We start from the raw sequence: 24,042 nt of genomic DNA, 5'->3' as shown, positions 1-24,042 counted from the left end.
GCGCGCGCCCGGCCTTTCAGAAGCGGGTTCGCCCCTTCGTTCGGAACCATACCGCCATGCCCAGCCTGCCCGCCGGATCGCCCATCCCTGGCGCCGTGATCGTGATGGGGGTCAGCGGCTGCGGCAAGTCGACGCTCGGCGCGCTGCTTGCCGAGGCGCTCGGCTGCCCGTTCCTCGAGGGCGACAGCTTCCACGCCCCCGAGGCGGTCGCCAAGATGCGCGACGGCGTGCCGCTTACCGATGCCGATCGCTGGCCATGGCTCGACCGCTTGGCGGCGGCGGTGGCGGAGTCGATGGCGCAGCATGGGCGCGCCGTGGCGGCGTGCTCCGCCCTGCGCCGCGTCTATCGCGATCGACTGCGCGAGCGGATCGGCCGCCCCGTGCAGTTCGTGCTGCTCGACGCCGACCGCGCGCAGCTGATCGCGCGCATGACCAGCCGTCCGGGGCATTTCATGCCGGCGAGCCTGCTCGACAGCCAGCTCGCCACGCTCGAACGCCCCTCCCCCGCCGAATCCGCCCTCGTCCTTCCCGCCGCCCTGCCCGCGGCCGAGTTGCGCGACCGGGTCCTGGCACATCTCGGGGAAGTCCGCGCGCTCAGGGCATGAGCCGGCGGCGCCCCTCCCCCAGATGCCAGCGCATCGCCAGCGCGGCGCGCTCGGGATCCTGGGCGCGGATCGATTCGACGATCACCTCATGCTCGTGGAGCATCACGGCCACGACTTCGGCCGAGCGCGAGCGCGAAATGTCGACGCCCGCCTGCATCACCTTCTCGACATCGGGCCAGAGTGCGTCGAAGGCGTTCTGGAAGGCATGGTTGCCGGTCGCGTCGGCAATGGCGCGGTGCAGTTCGCGATCCTCGACATGGGCGGGCGCGCTCGACAGCAGCGCCCTGCGCAGCCCCTCCAGCGCCGCTTCCAGCGCTGCCATCTGCTCGGGCGTGCGCCGCACCGCCGCCAGCCGTGCCGCCTCGGTCTCCAGCACGAAGCGCACCTCGTAGCTGCCGAGCGTCAGCGGCAGCTCCGCGAGCGGCATGAACGCGGCCAGCCGTTCGGACGGGCGGCCCTTGACGAACGAGCCGGCCCCGCGCCGCACTTCGGTAATGCCGTCGGAGACCAGCCGCACCAGCGCCTCGCGGATGATCGCGCGCGACACGCCGCACATTTCCGCCAGCCGCGCCTCGGATGGCAGCCGATCGCCGACCTCCAGCCCTTCCGATTTGATCCATTCGACGATCGCCGCATAGGCGTGATCGGAAAGCCGCGGCTGCGTCATCGCCCCGCCTCTCGGGCTTGCGTCGCTACCATGTCCCTCCCCTGCCCGCCCCTTGTCTATCGCGGGAACCTATCAGACAGGTTTATGCGTATACCGCGCCAAATGCCAGCATTTCCCCACTATTGCTTCGGCTTGGCGAGATTGGGGCTTGAACCTGTCAGACAAATCTGCGTAGTTAACGTTAACGAATCTGGAGGCGCAGGCCTCGCAAGCGGATCGATCAGGGAGAGAGGGCATGCACGCCGCGACTCAAGCGCAACCGGCCGAACGGACCAGCGGGGAAGCCATGGCCGCGCCCCGCCTCACCCCCACCCAGCTGCAGGTACTCCGCTGCGTCCATTCGGGCCTGCTCAACAAGCAGATCGCCTATGAACTCGGCATGGCCGAGGCGACGGTGAAGGTCCACATGACCGCGGTGATGCGCAAGCTCAACGTCCGCAACCGCACCCAGGCCGCGATCGCGGCCGGCCAGTTCGGCTGGTAACGCGGGATCAGGCCGAAAGCAGCCGCCGTTCGAGCAGCGCCTGAACGTCGCGGCGGCCATCCGCGATCAAAAATATGAACACGTGATCGACGATCACGCGGTAGATCAGTCGATAGGGCGGCGCGACTAGCTGGCGAAACTCGCGGATGCCGAGCGCATCGAGTTCGCGCGGGACGCTGCCGCGCTCCGGATAGGTTTCCAGGCTGTCGACCTTTGCCAGCATCGCGTCGAGAAAGGCATCGGCCTGTTCCGTCGAGCGATTCTCGCCGATCCAGCTATGGATATCGGCCAGGTCGGCCTCGGCGCCGGCGGTGAGGTAGACGGTGTAGCGACCACTCATGCCGTGCTGTCGGTCGTACCCTTGCGCAGTCGGGCGATGGCGTCGCGGGCCGGCGCGACCCGGCCCGCTTCGATGTCCCGCGTGCCCAGCGCCAGCAGCTTGAGCAATGCCAGCGTTTCCTGCGTCTCCTGATAGCTGGCGACATCCTGCAGCACGGCGCGTGCCTCGCCATTCTGGGTGATCACCAGCGGCGCGCCCCCCGCGGCCAGGCCGCGCAGCACATCGGCAGCATTGGCTTTCAAATAGCTGACAGGCTTGACCTGTTCGGTGTAGCGCATTCCGGTCTCCGACCCTTATCGATGTGATTTCAGACCATTATCAGTCTGAATATAGTCTTGACGCGCGTCGATAACAATTGTGCGCCCGACAAGTTGCGCCGTTTCGGTACGAACCTTGCCGGTTTGAACGAAATATGAGATATGTCCCATAACTCTCATTCAACCGCGCGAGGCGAGGCACGAATGCATTCAGACATTGAGCGGATCAGTGAACTTGCCGATGCCGGCGAGCGGATGATCGAACGACTGCGCCGGAAGGCATTTCTACCGGAAAGCCGCAAGGGACTCCATGTCCGGTTCGGCATTGCCGAGGCGGCCCAGCTGCTCGGCTGTTCGACCAACCGCATCCGCATGGCAGAGGAGGACGGCCGCCTGCCCCCGCCCCCGCCGAGCGAGAACGGCCGTCGCCCGGGGTATACGGTGGAAGAGCTGCTCAACATGCGCCGCGTGCTCGGCGCCTCCCCTGCGCGCGCGCCGCTCGACGTGCCGGCGATCATCGCGGTGCAGAACTTCAAGGGCGGCGTCGGCAAGTCGACGGTCACCACCCACCTCGCCCATTATTTCGCGGTGCAGGGCTACCGGGTCCTCGTGGTCGACTGCGACAGCCAGGCGACGACGACGACGCTGTTCGGCTTCAACCCGCATTTCAACATCACGCGGGAAGAGACGCTCTATCCCTATCTCTCGATCGATCCGACCCAGGCCGACCTACTCTATGCGGTGAAGAAGACGCCGTGGCCGAATGTCGACCTCATCCCGTCGAACCTCGAACTGTTCGACGTCGAGTATGAGCTGGCGGCCGCCGGTGCCGATGGCGGCTCGATCCTCGCCACCCGCTTCCGCAAGCTCAAGGCCGGGCTCAACGATCTCGCCCGCGACTATGACGTGGTGATCCTGGATCCCCCGCCCGCGCTCGGCACGATCAGCCTGGCGGTGATGCAGGCGGCCAACGCCTTGCTGGTGCCGCTGGCCGCGACCACGCCGGATTTCTGCTCCACCGTCCAGTTCCTCTCGATGATGGACCAGGTCCTGCACCAGCTGACCGAGGCGGGCATCGACGTACAATATGACTTCGTCCGGCTGATCTGCTCGAAGTTCGACGGCAACGATCCCAGCCATGCGATGGTCCGCCAGATCATGGAGCAGGCGTTCGGCCCGGCGCTGCTGCCGGTGCCGATCCTGGAATCGGCCGAGATCAGCCACGCGGCGATGCGGATGATGTCGATCTACGAACTGGATCGGCCGATCGGTACCGCGCGCACCCACAAGCGCTGCAAGGCCAATCTCGACGAGGCGCTCGGCCAGGTCGAGGCGCTGGTGCGCCGCAACTGGGGCCGGGTCGCGCCGGCCAGCGAAGAGGATGTCGTCAATGAAGCGGCCTGAGCGCGCCGCGACCGGGCAGAAGGGCTGAACCGTGGCACGTACCCAGAAAGACTATCTTGCCGATCTGCTTGCGGAAGAAGCCGCGGCCGAAGCGGCGCTACCCGCCGCGGAAGCCCCGCCTCGCCCCGCCTCGGCCCCCGAGCCGGAATTGCCCGCACGGCTCACCCGCACGCGCGGCACCACCCTGCTCGGTCGCGAATCGGCGCTCGCCCGGGTTGCCTCGGGCGAGGTGCGGCAGGTCACGCAGCTGCTGCTCGATCCGGCGCGGGTGCGGATCTGGCCGGGCAATGCGCGCGTCTATGCCGATCTGACCGAAGAGAATGCCCGCGAGCTGATCGACTCGATCGTCGCGGAGAACGGCCAGAAGGTCCCCGCCGTCGTTCGTCGCATCGAAGGCGATCCCGATCATGACTATGAGGTGATCGCCGGCACCCGTCGGCATTTCGCCATCTCGTGGCTACGCGCGAACAGCTATCCCGAGATGCAGTTCGTGGCGCAGGTCGCCCAGCTTGACGATGAAGCCGCCTTTCGTCTCGCCGATCTCGAGAATCGCGCCCGCAAGGACGTGTCGGACCTCGAGCGCGCCCGCAATTACGCGGAGGCGCTCAAGGACCATTATGGCAACCACCTGACCCGCATGGCGGAGCGGCTGAAGCTTTCCAAGGGCTGGCTGTCGAAGATGATCAAGGTTGCCGGGATCCCGGATGCGGTGATCGCCGCCTTCGCCTCCCCGGCCGATGTGCAGCTCAAGCCCGCCTACCCCCTCGCCCAGGCCCTGGACGACAAGACTGCCGCCAAGGCCATCCATGCCGAAGCGCGGTCGCTGGCCAGGCTGCAGGCCGAGCGCCGCGCCGTCGGCCAGCCCAGCGTGCCCGCCGCCGACGTGCTGCGCCGGCTGCTCGCCGCCCCCGCCGGTCCGGCGACACCGGAAGCGCTGTTCTCCTGGGCTTCGCCGACTGGCCGGACCGCATTGAGCGTGCTCTCGGTCAACCGCCAGGGCGTGACCGTTCGCCTGCACGCCGGGTCCGGCGCCGGGCACGAGGAGCTGGCCGATGCGTTGCGGCTGGCGCTCGAACAACTCGACCGCGAAGGTCGCGGGCTGCAGCGGTGACAGGGTTTCCCCGGGGAAACGGACGCGGCGGACTTGCGCTGCGTTTCCCCGGGGAAACGACCCTCCTGCTGGCCGACCCCACCCGCCGGCAGTCGCCGCGCACGCCCTGTCCATCACCAGGCGCACCGACCCGTCACGTCCGTTTCCCCAGGGAAACGCCCTTCCCCGCCCGCCAAGCCGAGGCCGCATGACCCAAGCCGATCGCAAGTCGATCCCCGACCAGTTCGACCTGTTCCTCCCCTATCTCGCCGACATGCCGCTGCGCGATCAGCGCGAAATGATGGAGCGCCCGTTCTTCAGCCTGGCGAAGACCAAGCGCGTCAAGCCGATCGATTACCGGAGCCCCGACGGCAAGCTGTGGGTCCATGTCTCGGCCAATCCCGATTACGGGATGGCGACGATCTGGGACGCCGACATCCTGATCTACTGCGCCAGCGTTCTCGCCGACATGGCCCGGCGCGGACGGAACGACATCCCGCGCAAGCTCCACCTGATGCCCTATGATCTGCTGCGCGCGATCGGGCGCCCGACGACCGGCCGCGCGTACGAGCTGCTCGGCCAGGCGCTCGATCGCCTCGTCGCCACGACGATCAAGACCAACATCCGCGCCGAGAACCGCCGCGAGGCGACGTTCAGCTGGCTCGACGGCTGGACCCAGCTCGTCGACGAGAAGACCGAACGCTCGCGCGGCATGACCATCGAATTGTCCAGCTGGTTTTACGAAGGCGTGCTGATGACCGGCGGCGTGCTGTCGATCGACCGCGCCTATTTCGACCTGACGGGCGGCCGCGAGCGCTGGCTGTACAAGGTCGCCCGCAAGCATGCCGGCGGGGCAGGGGAGGCCGGTTTCGCCATTTCGATGCCGACGCTGTTCGAGAAATCGGGCGCGGAGGGGCAGTATCGCCGCTTCAAGTTCGAGATCGCCAAGATCGCCGAGCGCGACGAGCTGCCCGGCTACACGCTGGCGCTGGAAACCCCCGCCGGCAAACGCGAGCCCAACCTGCGGATGCGGCGGCGCGCGGAAGGGGAGGGGCCTCATCAGGCGAAGCCGCTCCCGGAGGCAGGGCCGCTGCCCGCACTCTCGGCACCGCCCCCCCCGTCGATGTCCTCCGCTGTCGAAACAGGCCCCGACCAGCCGCCGATCACGGCCGAGGCACGCGCGCTGATCCGCCGCTCCCTCACCAGCCTGGCGAGCCGGGGGACCAGCGGCATGATCACCGACGCGACGCTCGATCTGCTACGACGCGAATGCCCTGGCTGGGATTATCAGGATCTGCACCACCAGTTCCGCAGCTGGGTGGAAGGCGATCCGGCGCGCACCCCTGCCAACTACCAGAACGCCTTTATCGGTTTCGTTCGACAGTGGCACGCGAAGCACAAGCACCAGCTACGCTGATGCGACCGGCCGACCGTTCCCGAAGTGTCGGGCGCTCCACCGCGGTTGCAAAATGCGACCATCCTTGGGCAGCGGATTTGAACCTCTTCGGGAGTGGTACCGGCTCAACTGATTCAAGTTCCGGAAACTCGACGCGGATCCGTGCCGTTTCGACGGGCCTTGGCACCAGGTTTCGACCCTTCGGGAACAAGGGTCGACCCTCCAGGAACGTCGCTTCGACCTTTCGGGAACGCGTGCTTCGATCTTTCCGGAACGTTGCGTCGACACATGGGGAACGCAGGAGCGGCCGCGACTCGTGCGCTTCCGACGGATTCCGCCGGAAGCCCCGTCCCTTAACTCTCTAACGAATCGAAAAACTCTCTAACCCTTCGTCGAGATTTTTCTCTTCTTGAGGAGAGAGAGAGAGAAAAGAACGCCAGTCCGACGCCGGCCCCCCACGGGTGCACGAATTCGCGCAAATCGTCGGAAACCATGCAGCCAACACGCCCGAACGCAAAATCCACATTGTGGCGTAGATACTCACATAATAGAACAATCCGGATCATGCGTTTTGACCGCAAGGAGAGGATCAAATGGGCCCCACCGTCGCGCGCCGCCCCGTCCTGCAAGCGTTGGCCGCCACTCCCTTGATCGCCGCAACCGGTCCGGGAAAGCCGTCGGCCGCCGTCCACGCAGATGCAGCCTGGATCGATGGCACCGCTCCCGACGCGCCTGGCGAAGGCTCCAGTTTTGGCCTCGCCTGGCCACGCGGGGTTTTGCGCGAGAACGTCGCGCTCGCCGGCACCGCCCCGGACGGCACACCGCTACCGCTACAGAGCTGGACATTGGCCCGCTGGCCCGACGGCTCCCGCAAATGGACCGGACATGCCGTACCAGCCTCCTCCCAGGCGCCTGCGAGCATCCGCGTCGCTCCGGGAACGCCCAAGCTCCCCGCCACCCCGGTTATCGTCCGCGAAACCCCGGAGGCCGTCGAACTCGCGACTGGCAACCTTGTGTGGCGCATCCTCCGCACCGGCGCCGTACAGATCTCCGCGACGGACAAGGATGGGTCGCTGCTGATGGGACCAGCCCAGCTCGTCGCCGAACTCCGGCGCGATGGCCCCGAAGGTCCTCGTACGGCGCTGCTAGGCGAGGTTGAGACGGTCGTCGTCGAACAGGCCGGCCCGGTGCGGGCAGTCGTCCGCATCGATGGGCGCCATCGCGGCGGCGGCCACGCGGTCCTGCCCTTTACCGTGCGGCTCGAATGCTTTGCAGGCGCGGACGGGCTTCGGATCGTCCATAGCTTTATCCATGATGTCGATCCCGCAGCGATCGTCGTCTCGGGCATCGGTATCGCGGCGACGGTGCCGATGCGCGGCGCGCTGCACGATCGCCATGTCCGGATCGCGACCGGCGCGGATACCATGTTCGCCGAAGCCGTGCGGCCCCTGACCGGTCTGCGCCGCGACCCGGGCGCCGCCTTCCGCACCGCGCAGGTAGCGGGACGGGCGGTGCCGCCCCTCGACCAGATGCGCGCTCCGGTGCCGGCGCTTCTCGAGCGGATCCCGGCCTGGGACGGCTTCCGGCTGTGCCAGTTCTCCGCCAACGGCTTTACCCTCGCCAAGCGGACGGCCGCGGACATGGCGTGGATCGATGCGGGGGAGGGGCACCGCGCCCCGGGCCTCGCCTATGTCGGTTCGCCCTGGGGCGGCGCGGCGATCGCGGCGCGCTGGTTCTGGCAGCGCCACCCTACGGAGTTGGCAATCGAAGGCGCGATCGGCGACACCGCCCGGCTTACCGCGTGGCTATGGTCGCCACGCGCCGCACCGATGGACCTGCAGCCCTATCACGGCACGATGGGCCTGGAGGACTATGCAGCCCAGAACCAGGGGCTGAATATTACCTATGAGGATTATGAGCCGGGCTGGGACACACCAAAAGGGATTGCGCGCACCAGCGAGCTGATGCTGTGGGCGTTTCCCGCCACGCCGCCCACCGCGCGGCTCCAGGCGCTGGCCAATGCAGCGGCCGCGCCGCCGCGCCTGATGGCGGATCCCGCGCAGCTGCACGCGGCGCGGGTCTTCGGCGACTGGGGACTGCCGGACCGGACCACGCCGATGCGCACCGCCATCGAGGACCAGCTGGCCCGCCTCGTCGATTTCTATGCCGGGGAAGTCGATCGCCGCAACTGGTACGGGTTCTGGAACCATGGCGACGTGATGCACAGCTATGACGGCGATCGGCACCAGTGGCGGTACGACATCGGCGGCTTCGCCTGGGCCAACAGCGAGCTCTCCCCCGATCTGTGGCTCTGGTACACCGCGATGCGCAGCCGCGATCCGCAGGCGTTCCGCCTCGCCGAGGCGATGACGCGCCACACCAGCGAAGTCGATGTCTATCATCTCGGCCGCTTTGCCGGGCTCGGCACGCGGCACGGCGTGCAGCATTGGAGCGACAGCTCGAAGCAGCCGCGGATCAGCAACGCCAATTACCGGCGGATCTTCTACTATCTGACCGCCGACGAACGCACCGGCGACCTGATGCGCGCGCTGGCGAGCTCGCACGAGGCGCTGCGCACGGTCGAGATCGGCCGCAAGGTTCCCGGCGGGGATCACGCCGCGCTGCCCCCGGGCGTCATCGAGATGAGCTTCGGCACGACCTGGGCGGTGCTGGCGGGCGCGTGGCTCACCGAATGGGAGCGCAGCGGCGATGCGACATGGCGCGCGCGGATCGAGGCGGGCATGGACAGTATCGGGCGGCTGCCGCGTGGCTGGCTCACCGGGAGCGCACCCTATGACCTGGCGAGCGGCCGCTTTCTCGATCGCGGCGCCAGGATCGAGCTCTCGCATCTCAACGCGGTGTTCGGCGCGGTGGAGATCAATGCCGAACTGCTGCGTCTTCTCGACGTGCCGCGCTACCGTGCCGCATGGGGCGACTATTGCCGCTGGTACAACGCGCCCAAGGCGGAATGGCTGGCGAAATGGGGGGCGCCCTTCGGTCCGCGCAACCTGCGCGAGGCGCATTCGCGGCTCACTGCCTATGCCGCCCATGCGGACGGCGATGCGGCGTTGGCGACGCGGGCGGCCGAGGAATTCCTGTCCGGCGATGCCGGGCTGGGGCTGACGTTCGCCGATCCCCGGCGCCCCTTGCCGGGGGGCGGGGTCGAATGGCCGGGCATTTCCACCAACGCGGCCGCGCAATGGGGGCTGGCGGCGATCCAGAACCTCGCGCTGATCCCGGACGCGCTGGACCGGAGCACACCCGGCACGCCGCGCGGCCAAACCGATGCGGGATCGTAACAATATTGTGGATCATCAAAGACATATGTTAACGGATCGGCGATAGACCCGGCGACAAACAACGAGGTATCATGGTCGCTATCGCCTATTGCATCGTCGGAGGGCACGATCTGCGGCTGGTCGCGCTGGCCGGGGCGATGTGCCTGCTGACCGCGCTCACCGCCGTATTGATGCTGCGCCAGGGGACGCACGCGCCGCGCAATGCCGCTAGCTGGAAGGCGGCAGGCGCGCTGGCGACGGCCTTCGGGATCTGGGCGACGCACTTCATCGCGATGCTCGGCTATGCGCCGGGCTTCCAGTTCGGCTTCGCGGTCGAACTGTCGGCGGTGTCGCTGCTGGTCGTGGCCGGCGCCATGCTGGTCGCGTTCCAGATGGTGGCGCAGCGGAGCAGCGCGGCGCGGCTGGGAGCCGCCGGGCTGCTCGCCATGACCGGCATCGGCCTGATGCACTATATCGGCATGGCGGCGCTCGACATGCCCGCGCGGATCCGCTGGCATGCCGGCTATGTCGTGCTGTCGATCCTGTTCGGGGTGGTGCTCTTCGTGCCCGCGCTGGTCCTGGCCGTGCGGCGCACCACGGCATGGACCGGGGTGGCGGCGGCCCTGCTGATGACGCTGGCCGTGGTGAGCCTTCACTTTACCGGGATGACCGCGATCGAACTCATCCCGTGGCAGCGCGACGGGGCAGGCGTGAACCTGTCGCCGCGGTCGATGTCGATCCTGCTCGCGGTCATCACCGTGCTGCTGCTCGCGGTCTGTCTCTGCAGCGCATGGATAGCGCGGCGGACCCGCGCCGCGATCGCCGCCAGCGAGCGCCAGTTCAGCATCCTCGCCAAGGGCATCTCGGACTGCGCGCTCTGCATGCTCGATGCGCAGGGCCGGGTGGCCAACTGGAACACGGGCGCAGCCCGCCTGAAGGGCTATGCCGAGGCGGAGGTGGTGGGCAGCCATTTGTCCCGCTTCTACCCGCCCGAGGAACGCGCCAGCGGTGCGGCCGAAGCCGCGCTTGCGACGGCGGCCGCACAGGGCAAGTCCATCGGCCAGGGCTGGCGGCTGCGCAAGGACGGCTCCCGCTTCTGGGCGCATGTGACGATCGAGCGTATGGCCGGCGAGGACGGGCGACTGCTCGGCTTCGCCAAGATCACCCGCGACATGACCCAGGCGAAGCTGGACGAGGACCGCATCGCCGAGGCGCAGCGCCACCGCGACGCGGCGCTGGAGAACATGCACCAGGGGCTGTGCCTGTTCGACGCCGAGGAACGGCTGATCCTGCGCAACGATCGCTTCCTGAAGCTCTGGCGCCTGCCGTTGGACGCGTGCCCGCCGGGTACCACCCTTGCCGAGGTGAGCCGCCAGGCGCTGAAGGCGCGGGTAGGGGGGGTGGTATCCGAGGCCCGGGTGGAGGAAGCGCGGCGCCGGATCCTCGCCGCGCTCGAGGAAGGCAACGATCCGCGGATCGTTGCCGAATATGACGCCGATTTCGTCCTCTCGATCGACAGCCGCCGACTGCCCGGCGGCGGCTGGGTCACCACCTTCGAGGATATCAGCGAACGCCGCCGATCCGAGGCGCGGATCGCCCATATGGCGCTCCACGACGCGCTGACCGGCCTGCCCAACCGCGTACGGTTCCATAGCTGGCTCGATGCGGAGATGGCGCGGGCAGTGGGGGGGGCCACGCGCCTTGCGGTGATCGCCATCGACCTCGACCGCTTCAAGGAAATCAACGACTCGCTCGGCCATGCCGAGGGCGACCGGGTGCTGCGCGACATCGCCGAGGCGCTCCAGGCGGTGCTGCAGGACCAGGAAATCGCCGCGCGCATGGGTGGCGACGAGTTCATCGTCGCCAAGCGCTACGAGAACCCGGCGGAGCTGGAGCCATTCGTCGCCCGCGTCGAGGCCTGCCTGCTCGGCGGCTTCGCAGCGCACGGTTCGCTGGCGGTGGGTGCCAGTATGGGCGTTGCGGTCTTCCCCAGCGACGCCGGCGACCGCGAGACGCTGCTCAACAACGCGGACCTCGCCATGTACCGCGCGAAGGGCGATTTCGCCGAGCGGATCTGCTATTACGAGCCGGGCATGGACGAGCAGGCGCGGTACCGCCGGGTGATCGCCAATGATCTCCGCTATGCCGCCGCGCGCGGCGAATTGCGGCTGCTCTACCAGCCGCAGCGTGCGCTCCAGTCGGACGAACTGGTCGGCTATGAGGCACTGCTGCGCTGGGCGCACCCCAAGCTGGGCGGTATCCCGCCGATGGACTTCATTCCGATCGCCGAGGAGACGGGCGAGATCATCCGGCTGGGCGAATGGGTGCTTCGCACCGCTTGTGCCGAAGCCGCGGCCTGGCCGAACGCGCACAAGGTTGCGGTCAACCTCTCGCCGGTCCAGCTGCTCAAGCCCGATCTGCCGGAGGTGATCACCGCTATCCTGGTGGAAACCGGCCTCGCGCCGACCCGGCTTGAACTGGAGATCACCGAGACGGCGCTGATCGCTGACAAGACCCGCGCGCTGCACAGCCTGCGCCGGATCAAGGCATTGGGCGTGCGGGTGGCGATGGACGATTTCGGCACCGGCTATTCGTCGCTCGACACGCTCCATTCCTTTCCGTTCGACAAGATCAAGATCGACAAGTCGTTCCTCGCCGAGTCCGAACGCAGCGAGCAGGCGCGGGCGATCATCCGGGCGATCCTGGCGCTCGGCCGCAGCCTGTCGATCCCGGTGCTGGCGGAGGGGCTGGAGACGGACGCGCAGCTCGACCTGCTGCTCCGCGAGGGCTGCGCCGAGGCGCAGGGCTATCTGTTCGGTCGCCCCGGCACGATCGAGGCGGAAACGCGGGTTCAGGCGCTCGGCTGACCGCGCACGCCTGCCACCGGATTGTTGCCCCAGAGCTGGTCGTAGCGCCAGCCGGACAGGTCCTCGACGATGGCCTGGGCGTCGCGGGAGGCGGGCGCGCGCTCGCCGCGCTTGAAGCGGTCGATCTCGGCCATCAGCACGTCATGGGTCGCCGCGTTGAGCCGGAAGCGGGTGGAGACCAGCATGCCGGCGATCAGCACGCCCACCGTGCCGATGCCGAGTACCAGCGCGATGGTGTGGATCGCCTGCGGGCTCTGCACCGCCGCGCCCTTGGCGAACCCGCCCGCGCTCATGATCGCGCCGACGCCGGCGACCGCGGCGGCCTGGGTGAGCTTGCGCACGAAGGTCATCACGCCCGCGAACGCGCCTTCGCGGCGTCGGCCGGTGACGATCTCGTCGACATCGGCCATGTAGTTGTACGTCGCCCAGGGGATGTAGTTGAGCGCGCCGCGACCGAGACCCGCGAGCGCGATCGGCAGCCACAGCCAGGTGCTGCCGGCGCGCACGCCCGTGTTCCACTCGACGAGCAGCACCAGCACGCCCGCCGCGAAGCTCAGCGCCGCCAGTTGATAGGCGCGGGCAGGGGAGCTGCGCAGCGCCAGGTTGATCGCCAGCATGACCGCGACGAACTGGACGATGTACATCGTCCCCAGCAGCGTCGACGCGGTGGTGATCGTGCCCGCCAGCGCGAAGACGACGAAGAAGGTGAAGGCGGCGTTGAACACGTCCTGGCTGATATAGCCGCCCAGATACATGCCGAGGTGGAGCCGGAAGGCGCGGATGCGGAAGGTGCTGAACAAATTGGTGTAGAGCCCCCGGATCGCCGCGCCCACGGATGCGCGCGGGGCGCCGGCGGGTCGCAACGCCGCCACCTCCGCCGCCGGCCGTTCCCAGCTGAAGCGGTAGAGCAGCCCCGCCGTCACCATGAAAAGCGCGGAGAACAGGATGCCCATGTAGAGGAAGGTCAGCGGGCTGTCCTTGCCCAGCGCCCCGATCAGCATGCCCGGCAGGAACCCCGCCAGGATCGCGCTCGCCTGCGCGAACAGGATGCGGACGCCGGCGAACTTGGCCTTGGTGCGATAGTCGCGGCCCATCTCGGCGGCGAGCGTCTCGTACGGGATGATCTCCATCGCGTAGACCAGCTCGAACAGCACATAGGTGACGAGATAATACCAGAAGCTCTGCCCCGCGACCCACATGATCGCGAAGGCGGGGAGGAGCGGGATCGCCGCGAGGATGAAGAAACGCCGGCGGCCGAAGCGTCGCCCGAGCGGGGTATCGCCCATCGCGTCCGAGAGATGGCCGATCACCGGCGAGGCGATCGCATCGAGCACGCGGGCGACGGTGAAAATCAGCGCGGCTTCCCACGCCTCGAGCCCGCAGAACTGGGTGTAGAAGATCAGCACCCAGCCCGAGATCACCGCCATTGATCCGGCGCCGAGCACGTCGTTCGAGCCGTAAGCGAGATAGTTGAACCACCGAACGGGACGGGCGGGGGCGCTGTGGGCCATGCTCTCTCCTGGATCCGGCTTGACGCGACGAACCGCATCTGCCGGCTGCTTTACTCCATATTTTGAACTGCTATCATACTATGTGAAACGATATCAAGCGATGTGGGAGAGCGATCATGGCACGGTTCGGGCAGCGCGCGCGAGAGCTGGCACTCGGAATCGGGCTGCTGCTCACGGCGGTGCCTGCCGCCGCCCAGCCCGCCGCCGAGTGGATCGACAAGACCACCGGCCACCGCGTCGTGCGGGTGAGCCAGGCGCCGGGTACGGTGAGCCTCTATTTCACCCAGAACGGCTTCCTGCCCCAGGGCGACAAGATGGCGGTGACCACGCCGCAGGGGATCGCGCTGGTCGACCTGAAGACGTGGCAGACGCAGCCGCTGGTCACCAAGGCGGGTGCGGTGCTGCTGTTCACCGGCCGCAAAAGCCGCAATGTCTATTTCGCCGAGCGCGGGCGCGACGATGCCGGCGGGCCGTTCGGCGTGTTCGTCGCCGATGCCGATACGGGCACGGTGCGGCGGGTGGCGACGGTGCCGGGAGGCTGGATCGGCTCGATCAACGCCGACGAGACGCTGCTGCTCGGCCAGGTCGCCAAGGCTATCGTGCCGCTGCGCCCGGACGGCACGCTCGCCCGCGCCGAGGGCGAGGTCAACACCCCCGGCATGAACGACTATCGGGCGAACGGGCCCGATGGAAGGCCCTTGCCCTATGCCGAGGCCAAGGAAGTGCACATGAACCGCCGCCTCGACGCGCACGTGCCGATGGAGATCTTCACGATCGACCTGCGCAGCGGCGCGCGGCGGGTCGTCACCGCCTCCACCGACTGGCTCAACCATGTCCAGTTCTCGCCCACGGATCCGCAGCAGATCCTCTATTGCCATGAGGGCCCGTGGCACCGGGTCGACCGGCTCTGGGCGATCCGCGCGGACGGGACGGGCAAGCGCCGGCTCCACACCCGCACGATGAACATGGAGATTGCCGGCCACGAGTTCTTCTCGCCCGACGGGAAATGGGTCTGGTACGATCTCCAGACGCCGCGCGGGCAGGTGTTCTGGCTCGCCGGCGTCGAACTCGCGACCGGCAAGCGCCGCTGGTACCATGTCGAGCGCAACTTATGGTCGGTCCATTACAACCAGGCGCCGGATGGCGCCCGCTTCTCCGGCGACGGCGGCGACCCCGAGATGGTCGCGCACGCACCGGACGGCAAATATCTCTACCTGTTCACGCCCCGGGCGATCGGGGACGTCGGCGGCATCCATGCCGACAATGCGGGGGACCTGATCGCGCCGGGCACGCTCGAGGCCGAGAAGCTGGTCGACATGAAGGGGCAGGACTATCGGCTGGAGCCCAACATGATCTTCACGCCCGACGGCACGTGGATCCTGTTCCGCGGCAATTTCGAGGGCGCCGCGCACCTCTATGCGGTGGCGGTAGCGAAGGCGGCGCCACCGCAATGATAATTTACATCAAGTCCCAGCAACCAGTTGAGGCAAAAGGCATTATGCTTGCATGCCCGCTTATTGCTTCCGCCTCCGTACGCCGGATCGCCATCCCCACCCGACGGAGCAGCGCGAACTTCCCGACCTTCGCCAGGCGCTGATCGCCGGCCACGGCCTCGCCCGCAAGCTGTTGCGGCACCGTGGCACCCGCGTACCGCTGCACGGCAGTCTCGACATCGAGGACGAGCGCAACCAGCCGGTGGCGCGGATCCTGCTGGCGGATCTGGCGCGGCAGCTGTCCTGAGCGACCGCGCCGGCTTGTTTCGCCCGGTCCGCCGGGGCATGCTCGCGGGGAGGGGGCGCGATGATCGATCACCTCGATATTACCGCCGCGATGCTGAACTCGCGGCGCAGCACATGGCGCGCGATGCGATGAGGCGGCTGCTGCGCCTGCTGCTCGCGCTCGCGGCGCTGCTGGCGCCCGCGCTGGGCTGCGCCGATCCGCAGTTCACCCTGCTGGTGATCGCGGCGCCCAGCAAATATCACTATGAATATATCCCCGTGGCGCGGGAGAGCCTCGAGCGGCTGGGGCGGCTCCACGCCTTCGCGCTCGACTGGCGCAAGGACGGCGCGGCGCTGGAAGGCGACCTCGGCCGCTATGCCGCGATCCTGATGCTCAACACCCCGGCCGACGCATTCACCCCCGCTCAGCGCGCCGGGTTCGAGCGCTACATGGCGGGCGGCGGCAATGCCATGGTGGTGCACCGCGCCGCCATCGTGCCGGCGGGCGCCTGGCCCTGGTACGAGAAGCTGGTCGGCCGCAGCTTCGTCAACCATCCGATGATCCAGACCGGGGTGGTGACCGTCCTCGACAAGGACTTCCCCGCCACCTTCGGACTGCCGATGCGGTGGCTGTGGAGCGACGAGTTCTACGTCACCACCAATCCCTTCGACATCGCGATCCACCGCGTGCTCGGGGTGGACGAGACCAGCTACGATCCCATGCGGATCTGGCCGGGGCAGGTGGGGCACCGGATGGGCAAGGACCATCCCGAGGCCTGGTATCATGGCGTCGGCAAGGGGCGGGTGTTCGTCACCCTGCTCGGCCACGAGGCGGAGATGTACCGCGACGACCGGTATCTCCAGCACCTGCTGGGCGGCATCCTCTGGACGGCCACGGGCCTCGGCATCCAGCCTTAGCCGGGCGCCGACGCCATCCGCGCGGCGCGACGGGCGGCGAGCACCGCATTGATCCGATCGGTGGAGCGATCCTCGACACAGGCCTTGAGTTCGCGCCGGGTGGGAACTCCCGAGGCGACGCACTGCTCGGCAACGTCGCAGGGGATGGCGTCGAGATCCGCCTGACCCGAACCGCGCAGGATCCGGCAGCGCTGCAGCGACACGCCGCCGGGATGCTTGTCGGTCTTGAGATCGACCTTGATCATCCGCAATTGCCGGGAGACGACGATGATCTCCTCTTCGGCCTGCATGGGGGCCTGCACGGGCGACGCGCTCTGCAGCAACAGCAGCAAGGGCAGAATCATCGGTCGCCTCTCCTCGGCGGGTGTTTTGCCGAAGCCTAGCAGGCGACGCGCGCGTTGCAATCGGGTGTGCGGCGAAGGGGACGGTTGCTCCCGCCGGGGCGCCCGTCGTGCGGCAGGACGCGACGCTTCCGGCCCGGCCGAAAATGTGCACAATCCCGGCAACCACCTTGCGCTGGTCGAGGATACGGTATACGAAATGCCAGCCTTTTGGAGGAACCTGTTCTCATGACTGCAGCCAAGACGCTTTGGACCGGCGTCTATCCCGCCGCGACGACCCAGTTCGGCGAGGATCTCTCGATCGATTTCGACGCCACCCAGCGGACCCAGACCGGACTGGTCGATGACGGCGTCGACGGGCTGATCCTGCTCGGTACCTGCGGCGAGAACAATTCGCTCGAGCCCGAGGAAAAGCGCCAGGTGCTGCGCGCCGGCGTGGAGGCGGTGGGGGGGCGCGTGCCGCTGGTCGCGGGCGTGTCCGAATTCACCACCGCACGCGCGATCGACTATGCCCGCGATGCGGAGAAGATCGGCGTCGACGCACTGATGCTGCTCCCGGCCATGGTCTATGTGCCGACCGCCGCCGAGCTGGAGGCGCATTTCCGCGCGGTGGCAGCGGCAACGTCGTTGCCGATCATGCTCTACAACAACCCGCCGGCCTATCGCGTCTCGATCGACACCGAGACGCTGGACCGCCTCACCGACGTGAAGAACATCGTCGCCGTCAAGGAAAGCGCGCCGGATCCGCGCCGGTTCACCGATCTCTTCAACCGCTATGGCGATCGCTACACGCTGATGGCCGGCCTGGACGACGTTGCGCTCGAAGGCCTGTTCCTCGGCGCCTCGGGCTGGGTGTCGGGCCTCACCAGCGCCTTCCCGGAAGAGTCGGTGCGGCTGGTCGCGGCGTTCAACGAGGGCCGGTTCGACGAGGCGCGGGCGATCTATCGCTGGTTCATGCCGCTGCTCCACCTCGATGCCGAGCACGACCTGGTCCAGTCGATCAAGCTCGCCGAGCAGATCATGGGCCGGGGCAGCGAGCGCGTCCGCCTGCCGCGTCTGCCGCTCGCCGGCGAGCGCCGCGCCCAGGTGATCGCCTGGGTCGAGGAAGCGGCGGCTACCCGGCCGAGCCGGCGCCAGGCCAAAGCGGCCTGATCGCCCCCATGCGCCGCACCTTCTTCTGCATCGACGGCCACACCGCGGGCAACCCGGTGCGGCTGGTGGCGGGCGGCGCGCCGCTGCTGCGCGGCGGCGACATGCTGGCGCGGCGTGCGGATTTCCTAGAGCGGTTCGACTGGATCCGCACGGGCCTCTGCTTCGAGCCGCGCGGGCACGACATGATGTCGGGCGGGTTCCTCTACCCGCCGACCCGCGACGACGCCGATTGCGGCATCCTGTTCATCGAGACTTCGGGCTGCCTGCCGATGTGCGGGCACGGCACGATCGGCATGGTCACCTTCGGGCTCGAGCACGGGCTGATCACCCCGCGCACCCCGGGGCAGCTGCGCATCGAGGTGCCGGCCGGCATCATCGACATCGCCTATGGCATGGAAGGCGGTCGGGTGCGCTGGGTGCGGATCCGCAACGTGCCCGCCTATGTCGCTGCCACCGGCATCGCAATCGACGTTCCGGGCTTCGGCCCGCTCTCGGTCGACGTCTCCTATGGCGGCAATTATTACGCGATCATCGAGCCGCAGGGGCCGTATACCGGGCTCGACGATCTCGGCGCCTCGCGCATCGTCGAGCTCAGCCGTACGATCCGCGAGCTGATGCGTGCGCAAGTAGAGCCGGTGCATCCGCTCGACGACCGTATCCGCGGGGTCAGCCACGTGCTCTGGGCCGACAAGCCCAGGGGCGAGGGAGCCGATGGCCGCAACGCCGTGTTCTACGGCGAGCGCGCGATCGATCGCAGCCCGTGCGGCACCGGCACGTCCGCGCGCCTTGCCCATCTCGAGCATCAGGGCCGGCTGAACGTCGGCGACCGCTTCGTCCATGAAAGCTATATCGGCAGCCGGTTCATCGGCCGGGTCGAGGAAGCGGTGATGGTGGGCGATCGCCCCGGCATCATCCCCTCGATCGAAGGCTCGGCGATCGCGACCGGCTTCAACACCATCTGGATCGACCGCGAGGACCCGTTCTGGGCCGGCTTCTCGGTCGTCTGATCACATATATTCACCGGGGGGCGCATGGGACTTTGGGGACCGATCAAGCCGATCGAACGCAGCACGGGCCATAGCGCGCATCGGCTGCGGCCCAGCCTGTCCTGGCCCCACCTGATCGCGCTGGGGGTCGGCGCGATCGTCGGCACCGGCATCTACACGCTGACCGGCGTCGGCGCCGAGCGGGCAGGGCCCGCGGTGATCCTCGCCTTCGTGATCGCAGGCGCGGTGTGCGCCTGCGCCGCGCTCGCCTATGCCGAGCTGGCGACGATGATCCCGGCGGCGGGCAGCGCCTATACCTATAGCTATTCGGTGCTCGGCGAGACGGTCGCCTGGGTGGTCGGCTGGAGCCTGATCCTCGAATATTCGCTGGCCTGCTCGGCGGTGGCGGTCGGCTGGTCGGGCTATCTGGTCGGCTGGCTGCAATCGGCCGGCGTGCACCTGCCGCCCTTGCTGCTGCAGGGCCCCCATGCCGGCGGCCTCGTCAACCTGCCGGCGGTGCTCGTCTCCTTCGCCATCGCGGGCATGCTGATGCTCGGTACCCGCGAGAGCGCGACGCTCAACATCGTGCTCGTCGTCATCAAGCTGGTGGCACTCGCCGTGTTCGTGGCGCTGGCGCTGCCCGGCTTCGATGTCGCGCATTTTCATCCGTTCATACCGCACGGCTTCGTCAGCCATGCCGAAGGCAGCACCACGCGCGGGGTGATGGCTGCCGCCGCCATTCTCTTCTTCGCCTTTTACGGCTTCGACGCGGTGGCCACCTCCGCCGAGGAAGCCAAGAATCCCGGACGCGACCTGACGATCGGCATCGTCGGATCGATGGCGCTGTGCACGAGCCTCTACATCCTGGTGGCGATTGCCGCGGTCGGGGCGATGCCGGCCTCGGTATTCGGCAATTCGCCCGAGCCGCTGGCGCTGGTGCTGCGCACGCTCGGCCACCCCTTCGCCGCCTGGGCGATCGCCGCCGCGGCGCTGGTCGCGTTGCCGTCGGTGATCCTGGTGATGATGTACGGGCAGAGCCGCATCTTCTTCGTGATGGCGCGCGACGGGCTGTTGCCCCGCGCCCTCGCCAAGGTCTCGCCGCGATCCGGCGCGCCGGTGCTGGTCACCGGCATCACCGGACTGTTCGTGGCGGGGGTGGCCGGCTTCCTGCGGCTCGACGAGATTGCCGAACTTGCCAATGCCGGCACGCTGATCGCGTTCATCGCGGTGGGCATCTGCATGATGCTGCTCCGCCGCCGCGCGCCCGAGGCGCCGCGCATCTTCCGCTGCCCGCAGCCCTATCTGGTCGGGACGCTTGCGGTGCTGGGCTGCCTCTACCTGCTCTTCTCGCTGCCGGAGAAGACCCTGGTACGCTTCCTGATCTGGAACGTTGCGGGCCTGGCCGTCTATTTCCTCTATGGCCGCGCGCGCAGCGTGCTGGCGCGCGGCTAAGGGCTCAGCCGTTCAGCTGGCGACGCAGATCGGCGAGGGTGCCCTCGATATGCGCACGGGCGAGGTCGCGGGCACGAAGGCCGTCGCCCCGTTCCCAGGCGGCGATCAGATCGGCATGCTCCAGATGTGCCCGGTCCTCGCGCCCGGCGGGCTCGAGATGCTTGTGGACGTAGCGCTCGGAGAGGATTTGCAGGCGCTCGACCAGCTGGGTGGTGAGCAGCCGCCCGCCGGGACGGACCAGCGCCATGTGAAAGTCGCGATTGCGCGCCGCCACCTCGTCGAGATGCTCGCCCGCGGCGAGATCGAGCGCCGCCAGCGCCTCGCGCGCCGCGGCACGGTCGGCATCGCCCGCGCTCGCCGCACCGGCGGCCACCGCATCCGGCTCGATCGCGAGCCGCAGCGCGTAGATTTCCTCCGCCTCGCTCGAAGACATGGCGCGGACGAAATAGCCCCGGTTCGCCTGGCCGATCAGCAGCCCTTCCTGCTCCAGCCGGGCCAGCGCCTCGCGCAGCGGGATCTTGCTGACGCCCAGCTGGTTGGCCAGCGCGTCCTGGCGGATCGCCTGATCGACCGGCAGCTTGCCGGAGACGATCTGCTCGCGAACGATCGTGAAGATCTGTTCCGAGAGCGTGCGGACGACGATGCTCATGCTGACTTTCCTTGCGGGAGACCTGGAATTTGCAGGCCATGCTCTACCGCAATCGGCAAGCGACTTTTCGCGCAACGGCCTACAAATACCGTATACCTATAGCATAAGATCGGCAAGGCGAAGTTGATGCAGCGCAAGATAACCGTGATCGGCGGCGGCGTCGTGGGTCTGACCAGTGCCCTTGCCCTGGCGCGCGCCGGCTGGGCCGTCCGGCTGATCGATGCCGATTCCGATCGACAGGCGGCATCGTGGGGCAATGCCGGGCATATCGCGATCGAGCAGGTCGAACCGCTTGCCTCCTGGGCGACGATCCGCAGCCTGCCGCGTCGGCGCTTCGGGGCAGGGGGTGCCGTGGCGCTGCCGCCCGGCGCGTGGCGCCACTGGCTGCCGTTCGGGATCCGGCTGGTCGGGGCCGCGCGGCCGGACGTGTTCGCGCGCGGGCAACGGGCGCTCTCCGGGCTGCTCGCCGCGGCGATGCCGGCCTGGCAGCGGCTGGCCGCCAGCCTCGAGGTGCCGGACCTGCTGCGCGTCCAGGGGCACATCGTCGCCTGGAGCGAGGCCGCCGCCGCAGAAGCCGGGCGGCGCGGCTGGCAGCATGCCGATACCGGCACCGCCACCTTCCGCGAGGTCACCGCCGCCGAGCTGCGCGAAGTGCCCGGCGTGCCGGCTGCAGGCGCCATCCGATTCACCAATACCGCGCAGATCGCGGACCTCGGCATGCTTGACCGCGCCTTGCGGGCTGCGCTGGTCGCCGCAGGCGGGGTGATCCTCCCGGCGCGCGCGACGGTGACTCTCGCGGGTGGGGAGGCGCGGGCCGCCGTCGACGGCATGCCGCTGGCAGGGGAGGGCCAGCTGCTGGTCACCGCGGGCGTCGCCTCGGGACGGCTGCTGGCTCCGCTCGGCCACCGCGTACCGATCATCGCCGAGCGCGGCTACCATGTCCGCGCTGCCGATCACGATTGGCCCGCCGACCTGCCGCCGCTGGTGTTCGAGGACCGATCGATGATCGTCACCCGCTATGCCGACTGCGTCCAGGCAGCGAGCTTCGTCGAGTTCGCCGGCATCGATACGCCGCCCGATCCCGCCAAATGGGAACGGCTCGAGGCGCAGGTCGCCGCGCTCGGCCTGCCGCTGCGCCCTCCCTTCACCCGCTGGATGGGCGCGCGACCGACGCTGCCCGACTATCTCCCAGCGATCGGCCGCAGCGCCCGCGCCGGCAACCTGCTCTACGCCTTCGGGCACCAGCATCTCGGCCTGACCCTCGCCGCGATCACCGGCGAAAGCATCGCCGCGCTCGCCGAGGGGCAGGGCGGCGCAATCGATCTGGCCCCCTTCGGCCTCCACCGTTTCGAAGCATGAGGAAGACAGCATGACCATCGGCGGATCCACCGCGGAACGCGAACTCGCCGCACTTGCCCCCTGGGCCGATCGCGCGCCCCCGATCTCCCTTGCCGAGCGCGAGGAGCGTCTCGCGCGCCTGCGCGCGCAGGTCGAAGTGATGGGCGCGCAGGCGCTGCTGGTGAACGCCGGCATGTCGCTGCGCTATTTCGCCGGCGTGCCCTGGGGCGCGACCGAGCGGCTCGTCGCGATGCTGGTGCCGCTCCACCGGGCGCCGATCATGATCTGCCCGCGCTTCGAGCTCGGCTCGCTCACCGCCGACATGGCGTTCGAGGCCGATATGCGCCTGTGGGAAGAGGATGAGGATCCCTTCGCGCTGGTCGCCGGCGCGCTGGACGGGGTGACGACGCTCGCGATCGACCCCGCGCTGCCCTTCCAGATGGCCGAGCGCCTCCGTCGCGCCGCGCCGAACGTCACGCTGGTCGACGGCGCCCCTGCCATCGACGGCTGCCGCATGCGCAAGTCGCCCGCCGAAATCGCGCTGATGCAGCAAGCCAAGACCATGACGCTGGCGGTACACCACGCCGCCGCGCGCATTCTGGCGCCCGGCATCACCACCGGCGCGGTCAAGCGCTTCATCGACCAGGCGCATCGCGCGCTGGGAGCGGCGGGCTCCAGCTTCTGCATCGTCCAGTTCGGCCATGCGACGGCCTTCCCCCATGGCCTTCCCGGCGAGCAGGCGCTGGAGGAGGGGCAGCTCGTCCTCATCGACACCGGCTGCACGGTGGAAGGCTACCACTCGGACATCACCCGCACCTATGCCTTCGGCCGGGTGTCGGACGAGGAACAGGCGATCTGGTCGCTGGAGAAGGAAGCCCAGGCCGCAGCCTTTGCCGCCGCCGAACTGGGCGCTCCGTGCGAGCAGGTCGATGCCGCGGCGCGTGCCGTCCTCGAGAAGGCGGGGCTTGGCCCCGACTATCGCCTGCCGGGCCTGCCGCACCGTACCGGCCACGGCATCGGCCTGTCGATTCACGAGCCGGCCTATCTGGTCCGCGGCGATCGTACGCCGCTCGATGTGGGGATGTGTTTCTCCAACGAGCCGATGATCGTCGTGCCCGATCGCTTCGGCATCCGCCTCGAGGATCACTTTCACATGACGGAATCGGGTCCGCGCTGGTTCACCGAGCCCCAGACGGCGATCGATCGGCTCGCCTGACCCCCGATTCTCGCCCTGCGGAAGGGCGATTCGGGCCCGATTCGCCGTGATTCGGCGCGCAAAGGTCATGAAATGGTCATGCGCGCCGAACTTTCCGAAGGCCAAAAATGGCGGATTTCCGAGGGTTTCATCGCCAGCGCGGGGGCAACCGCCACAAAAATGCAAAACGGTGTTGACGGGTGGGGGTGTCGGGCATAGAAGCCACTCCACCGACGCGGTGCTCTTCACTGAGGCAGCGGCGGTCAGCGAAATTCAGGCGCAGCGGCCGCCCCGAGAAAAAGGGGAAAGGCGCAGCGTCGATTTTTGTCGCTCTTTGACATTGTTGGTTTAGATGAAGGGACATGTGGGCGGCGGCTCCGGGTCTTGCAGCTTC

At 68.3% G+C, this 24,042-nt stretch carries 21 protein-coding genes; 15 read left to right on the top strand and 6 right to left on the bottom strand.

All coding sequences use genetic code 11. The features are described from left to right. Positions 1-56: 56 nt before the first annotated feature. Positions 57-605: a gluconokinase gene (locus tag QZ814_RS14285; RefSeq protein ID WP_294333428.1), complete on the top strand. Its 549-nt coding sequence runs from the start codon at positions 57-59 to the stop codon at positions 603-605. Here the strand turns inward: QZ814_RS14285 and QZ814_RS14280 are convergent. Then, on the bottom strand, positions 595-1,272 hold the full coding sequence (locus tag QZ814_RS14280; RefSeq protein ID WP_294333426.1) for a FadR/GntR family transcriptional regulator: 678 nt from the start codon (positions 1,270-1,272) through the stop codon (positions 595-597). The two genes, QZ814_RS14285 and QZ814_RS14280, sit on opposite strands and share 11 nt — an antisense overlap. Before the next feature lie 286 nt (positions 1,273-1,558). Here QZ814_RS14280 and QZ814_RS14275 point away from each other — a divergent pair, with 286 nt between their 5' ends. Further along, positions 1,559-1,756 (top strand): response regulator transcription factor, encoded by a 198-nt coding sequence (locus QZ814_RS14275; RefSeq protein WP_294333610.1) that lies wholly within the window; start codon positions 1,559-1,561, stop codon positions 1,754-1,756. Positions 1,757-1,763: 7 nt separating this feature from the next. On the opposite strand, the gene QZ814_RS14270 is transcribed toward QZ814_RS14275, so the two are convergent. Next, a complete protein-coding gene (locus tag QZ814_RS14270; protein ID WP_294333424.1) occupies positions 1,764-2,096 on the bottom strand; it encodes a type II toxin-antitoxin system RelE/ParE family toxin in 333 nt (110 codons plus the stop codon). Continuing rightward, complete coding sequence (locus QZ814_RS14265) at positions 2,093-2,374, bottom strand: type II toxin-antitoxin system Phd/YefM family antitoxin (protein WP_294333422.1); 282 nt, start codon at positions 2,372-2,374, stop codon at positions 2,093-2,095. Before QZ814_RS14265 ends, QZ814_RS14270 begins: the two co-directional genes overlap by 4 nt. A 183-nt stretch (positions 2,375-2,557) precedes the next feature. Between QZ814_RS14265 and QZ814_RS14260 the strand changes: the two genes are divergently transcribed. The 5 genes from QZ814_RS14260 to QZ814_RS14240 all read left to right on the top strand — a co-directional run bounded on the left by QZ814_RS14260 (position 2,558) and on the right by QZ814_RS14240 (position 12,388). Further along, positions 2,558-3,757, top strand: coding sequence for an AAA family ATPase (locus QZ814_RS14260; RefSeq protein WP_294333421.1), 1,200 nt, complete (start codon positions 2,558-2,560; stop codon positions 3,755-3,757). 31 nt (positions 3,758-3,788) lie between these two features. Further along, positions 3,789-4,868 carry a ParB/RepB/Spo0J family partition protein gene (locus QZ814_RS14255; RefSeq protein WP_294333419.1) on the top strand — a complete coding sequence of 360 codons (1,080 nt, stop codon included), beginning with the start codon at positions 3,789-3,791 and terminating at the stop codon, positions 4,866-4,868. Positions 4,869-5,055: 187 nt separating this feature from the next. After that, a complete protein-coding gene (locus tag QZ814_RS14250; RefSeq protein ID WP_294333416.1) occupies positions 5,056-6,264 on the top strand; it encodes a replication initiator protein A in 1,209 nt (402 codons plus the stop codon). A 572-nt stretch (positions 6,265-6,836) separates the two neighbouring features. After that, positions 6,837-9,542: a Tat pathway signal sequence domain protein gene (locus QZ814_RS14245; protein WP_294333414.1), complete on the top strand. Its 2,706-nt coding sequence runs from the start codon at positions 6,837-6,839 to the stop codon at positions 9,540-9,542. A gap of 71 nt (positions 9,543-9,613) precedes the next feature. Further along, positions 9,614-12,388, top strand: a complete 2,775-nt coding sequence (locus QZ814_RS14240; protein ID WP_294333412.1) for an EAL domain-containing protein — start codon at positions 9,614-9,616, stop codon at positions 12,386-12,388. Here QZ814_RS14240 and QZ814_RS14235 read toward each other — a convergent pair. Further along, positions 12,373-13,899, bottom strand: a complete 1,527-nt coding sequence (locus QZ814_RS14235; RefSeq protein ID WP_294333410.1) for an MFS transporter — start codon at positions 13,897-13,899, stop codon at positions 12,373-12,375. The genes QZ814_RS14240 and QZ814_RS14235 overlap by 16 nt on opposite strands. 116 nt (positions 13,900-14,015) lie before the next feature. Between QZ814_RS14235 and QZ814_RS14230 the strand changes: the two genes are divergently transcribed. From QZ814_RS14230 to QZ814_RS14220, 3 genes are all read left to right on the top strand, one after another. Further along, a complete protein-coding gene (locus QZ814_RS14230) occupies positions 14,016-15,353 on the top strand; it encodes an oligogalacturonate lyase family protein (protein WP_294333408.1) in 1,338 nt (445 codons plus the stop codon). 52 nt (positions 15,354-15,405) lie between these two features. Then, positions 15,406-15,639 (top strand): hypothetical protein, encoded by a 234-nt coding sequence (locus tag QZ814_RS14225; protein WP_294333406.1) that lies wholly within the window; start codon positions 15,406-15,408, stop codon positions 15,637-15,639. A 128-nt stretch (positions 15,640-15,767) separates the two neighbouring features. Then, positions 15,768-16,535: a ThuA domain-containing protein gene (locus tag QZ814_RS14220; protein ID WP_294333403.1), complete on the top strand. Its 768-nt coding sequence runs from the start codon at positions 15,768-15,770 to the stop codon at positions 16,533-16,535. On the opposite strand, the gene QZ814_RS14215 is transcribed toward QZ814_RS14220, so the two are convergent. Then, on the bottom strand, positions 16,532-16,879 hold the full coding sequence (locus tag QZ814_RS14215; protein ID WP_294333401.1) for a hypothetical protein: 348 nt from the start codon (positions 16,877-16,879) through the stop codon (positions 16,532-16,534). The two genes, QZ814_RS14220 and QZ814_RS14215, sit on opposite strands and share 4 nt — an antisense overlap. 225 nt (positions 16,880-17,104) lie before the next feature. Here QZ814_RS14215 and QZ814_RS14210 point away from each other — a divergent pair, with 225 nt between their 5' ends. Genes QZ814_RS14210 through QZ814_RS14200 form a run of 3 tightly spaced genes read left to right on the top strand, consistent with a single transcriptional unit; the run spans position 17,105 to position 20,466 of the window. After that, positions 17,105-18,028, top strand: coding sequence for a dihydrodipicolinate synthase family protein (locus tag QZ814_RS14210; protein ID WP_294333399.1), 924 nt, complete (start codon positions 17,105-17,107; stop codon positions 18,026-18,028). A gap of 8 nt (positions 18,029-18,036) precedes the next feature. Next, positions 18,037-19,035, top strand: a complete 999-nt coding sequence (locus QZ814_RS14205) for a 4-hydroxyproline epimerase (protein ID WP_294333397.1) — start codon at positions 18,037-18,039, stop codon at positions 19,033-19,035. A 24-nt stretch (positions 19,036-19,059) separates the two neighbouring features. Further along, on the top strand, positions 19,060-20,466 hold the full coding sequence (locus QZ814_RS14200) for an amino acid permease (RefSeq protein WP_294333395.1): 1,407 nt from the start codon (positions 19,060-19,062) through the stop codon (positions 20,464-20,466). 4 nt (positions 20,467-20,470) lie between these two features. Here the strand turns inward: QZ814_RS14200 and QZ814_RS14195 are convergent, their stop codons facing one another. Continuing rightward, positions 20,471-21,115 (bottom strand): GntR family transcriptional regulator, encoded by a 645-nt coding sequence (locus QZ814_RS14195; RefSeq protein WP_294333393.1) that lies wholly within the window; start codon positions 21,113-21,115, stop codon positions 20,471-20,473. A 126-nt stretch (positions 21,116-21,241) separates the two neighbouring features. Between QZ814_RS14195 and QZ814_RS14190 the strand changes: the two genes are divergently transcribed. Further along, on the top strand, positions 21,242-22,474 hold the full coding sequence (locus QZ814_RS14190; RefSeq protein WP_294333391.1) for an FAD-binding oxidoreductase: 1,233 nt from the start codon (positions 21,242-21,244) through the stop codon (positions 22,472-22,474). Positions 22,475-22,484: 10 nt separating this feature from the next. Continuing rightward, positions 22,485-23,669, top strand: coding sequence for a Xaa-Pro peptidase family protein (locus QZ814_RS14185; RefSeq protein WP_294333388.1), 1,185 nt, complete (start codon positions 22,485-22,487; stop codon positions 23,667-23,669). Positions 23,670-24,042 lie beyond the last annotated feature (373 nt).

Origin of the sequence: uncultured Sphingomonas sp. (assembly GCF_913777625.1) — a bacterium.
GTDB lineage: Bacteria > Pseudomonadota > Alphaproteobacteria > Sphingomonadales > Sphingomonadaceae > Sphingomonas.
This window is presented reverse-complemented; position numbering and strand designations above follow the sequence as displayed.

Bases quoted from the DNA above. Each gene is read 5' to 3' on its own strand.
- QZ814_RS14285 (WP_294333428.1), top strand. From the start codon at position 57: ATGCCCAGCCTGCCCGCCGGATCGCCCATCCCTGGCGCCGTGATCGTG.
- QZ814_RS14280 (WP_294333426.1), bottom strand. From the start codon at position 1,272: ATGACGCAGCCGCGGCTTTCCGATCACGCCTATGCGGCGATCGTCGAA.
- QZ814_RS14275 (WP_294333610.1), top strand. From the start codon at position 1,559: ATGGCCGCGCCCCGCCTCACCCCCACCCAGCTGCAGGTACTCCGCTGC.
- QZ814_RS14270 (WP_294333424.1), bottom strand. From the start codon at position 2,096: ATGAGTGGTCGCTACACCGTCTACCTCACCGCCGGCGCCGAGGCCGAC.
- QZ814_RS14265 (WP_294333422.1), bottom strand. From the start codon at position 2,374: ATGCGCTACACCGAACAGGTCAAGCCTGTCAGCTATTTGAAAGCCAAT.
- QZ814_RS14260 (WP_294333421.1), top strand. From the start codon at position 2,558: ATGCATTCAGACATTGAGCGGATCAGTGAACTTGCCGATGCCGGCGAG.
- QZ814_RS14250 (WP_294333416.1), top strand. From the start codon at position 5,056: ATGACCCAAGCCGATCGCAAGTCGATCCCCGACCAGTTCGACCTGTTC.
- QZ814_RS14245 (WP_294333414.1), top strand. From the start codon at position 6,837: ATGGGCCCCACCGTCGCGCGCCGCCCCGTCCTGCAAGCGTTGGCCGCC.
- QZ814_RS14240 (WP_294333412.1), top strand. From the start codon at position 9,614: ATGGTCGCTATCGCCTATTGCATCGTCGGAGGGCACGATCTGCGGCTG.
- QZ814_RS14235 (WP_294333410.1), bottom strand. From the start codon at position 13,899: ATGGCCCACAGCGCCCCCGCCCGTCCCGTTCGGTGGTTCAACTATCTC.
- QZ814_RS14230 (WP_294333408.1), top strand. From the start codon at position 14,016: ATGGCACGGTTCGGGCAGCGCGCGCGAGAGCTGGCACTCGGAATCGGG.
- QZ814_RS14225 (WP_294333406.1), top strand. From the start codon at position 15,406: ATGCCCGCTTATTGCTTCCGCCTCCGTACGCCGGATCGCCATCCCCAC.
- QZ814_RS14220 (WP_294333403.1), top strand. From the start codon at position 15,768: ATGAGGCGGCTGCTGCGCCTGCTGCTCGCGCTCGCGGCGCTGCTGGCG.
- QZ814_RS14215 (WP_294333401.1), bottom strand. From the start codon at position 16,879: ATGATTCTGCCCTTGCTGCTGTTGCTGCAGAGCGCGTCGCCCGTGCAG.
- QZ814_RS14210 (WP_294333399.1), top strand. From the start codon at position 17,105: ATGACTGCAGCCAAGACGCTTTGGACCGGCGTCTATCCCGCCGCGACG.
- QZ814_RS14205 (WP_294333397.1), top strand. From the start codon at position 18,037: ATGCGCCGCACCTTCTTCTGCATCGACGGCCACACCGCGGGCAACCCG.
- QZ814_RS14200 (WP_294333395.1), top strand. From the start codon at position 19,060: ATGGGACTTTGGGGACCGATCAAGCCGATCGAACGCAGCACGGGCCAT.
- QZ814_RS14195 (WP_294333393.1), bottom strand. From the start codon at position 21,115: ATGAGCATCGTCGTCCGCACGCTCTCGGAACAGATCTTCACGATCGTT.
- QZ814_RS14190 (WP_294333391.1), top strand. From the start codon at position 21,242: ATGCAGCGCAAGATAACCGTGATCGGCGGCGGCGTCGTGGGTCTGACC.
- QZ814_RS14185 (WP_294333388.1), top strand. From the start codon at position 22,485: ATGACCATCGGCGGATCCACCGCGGAACGCGAACTCGCCGCACTTGCC.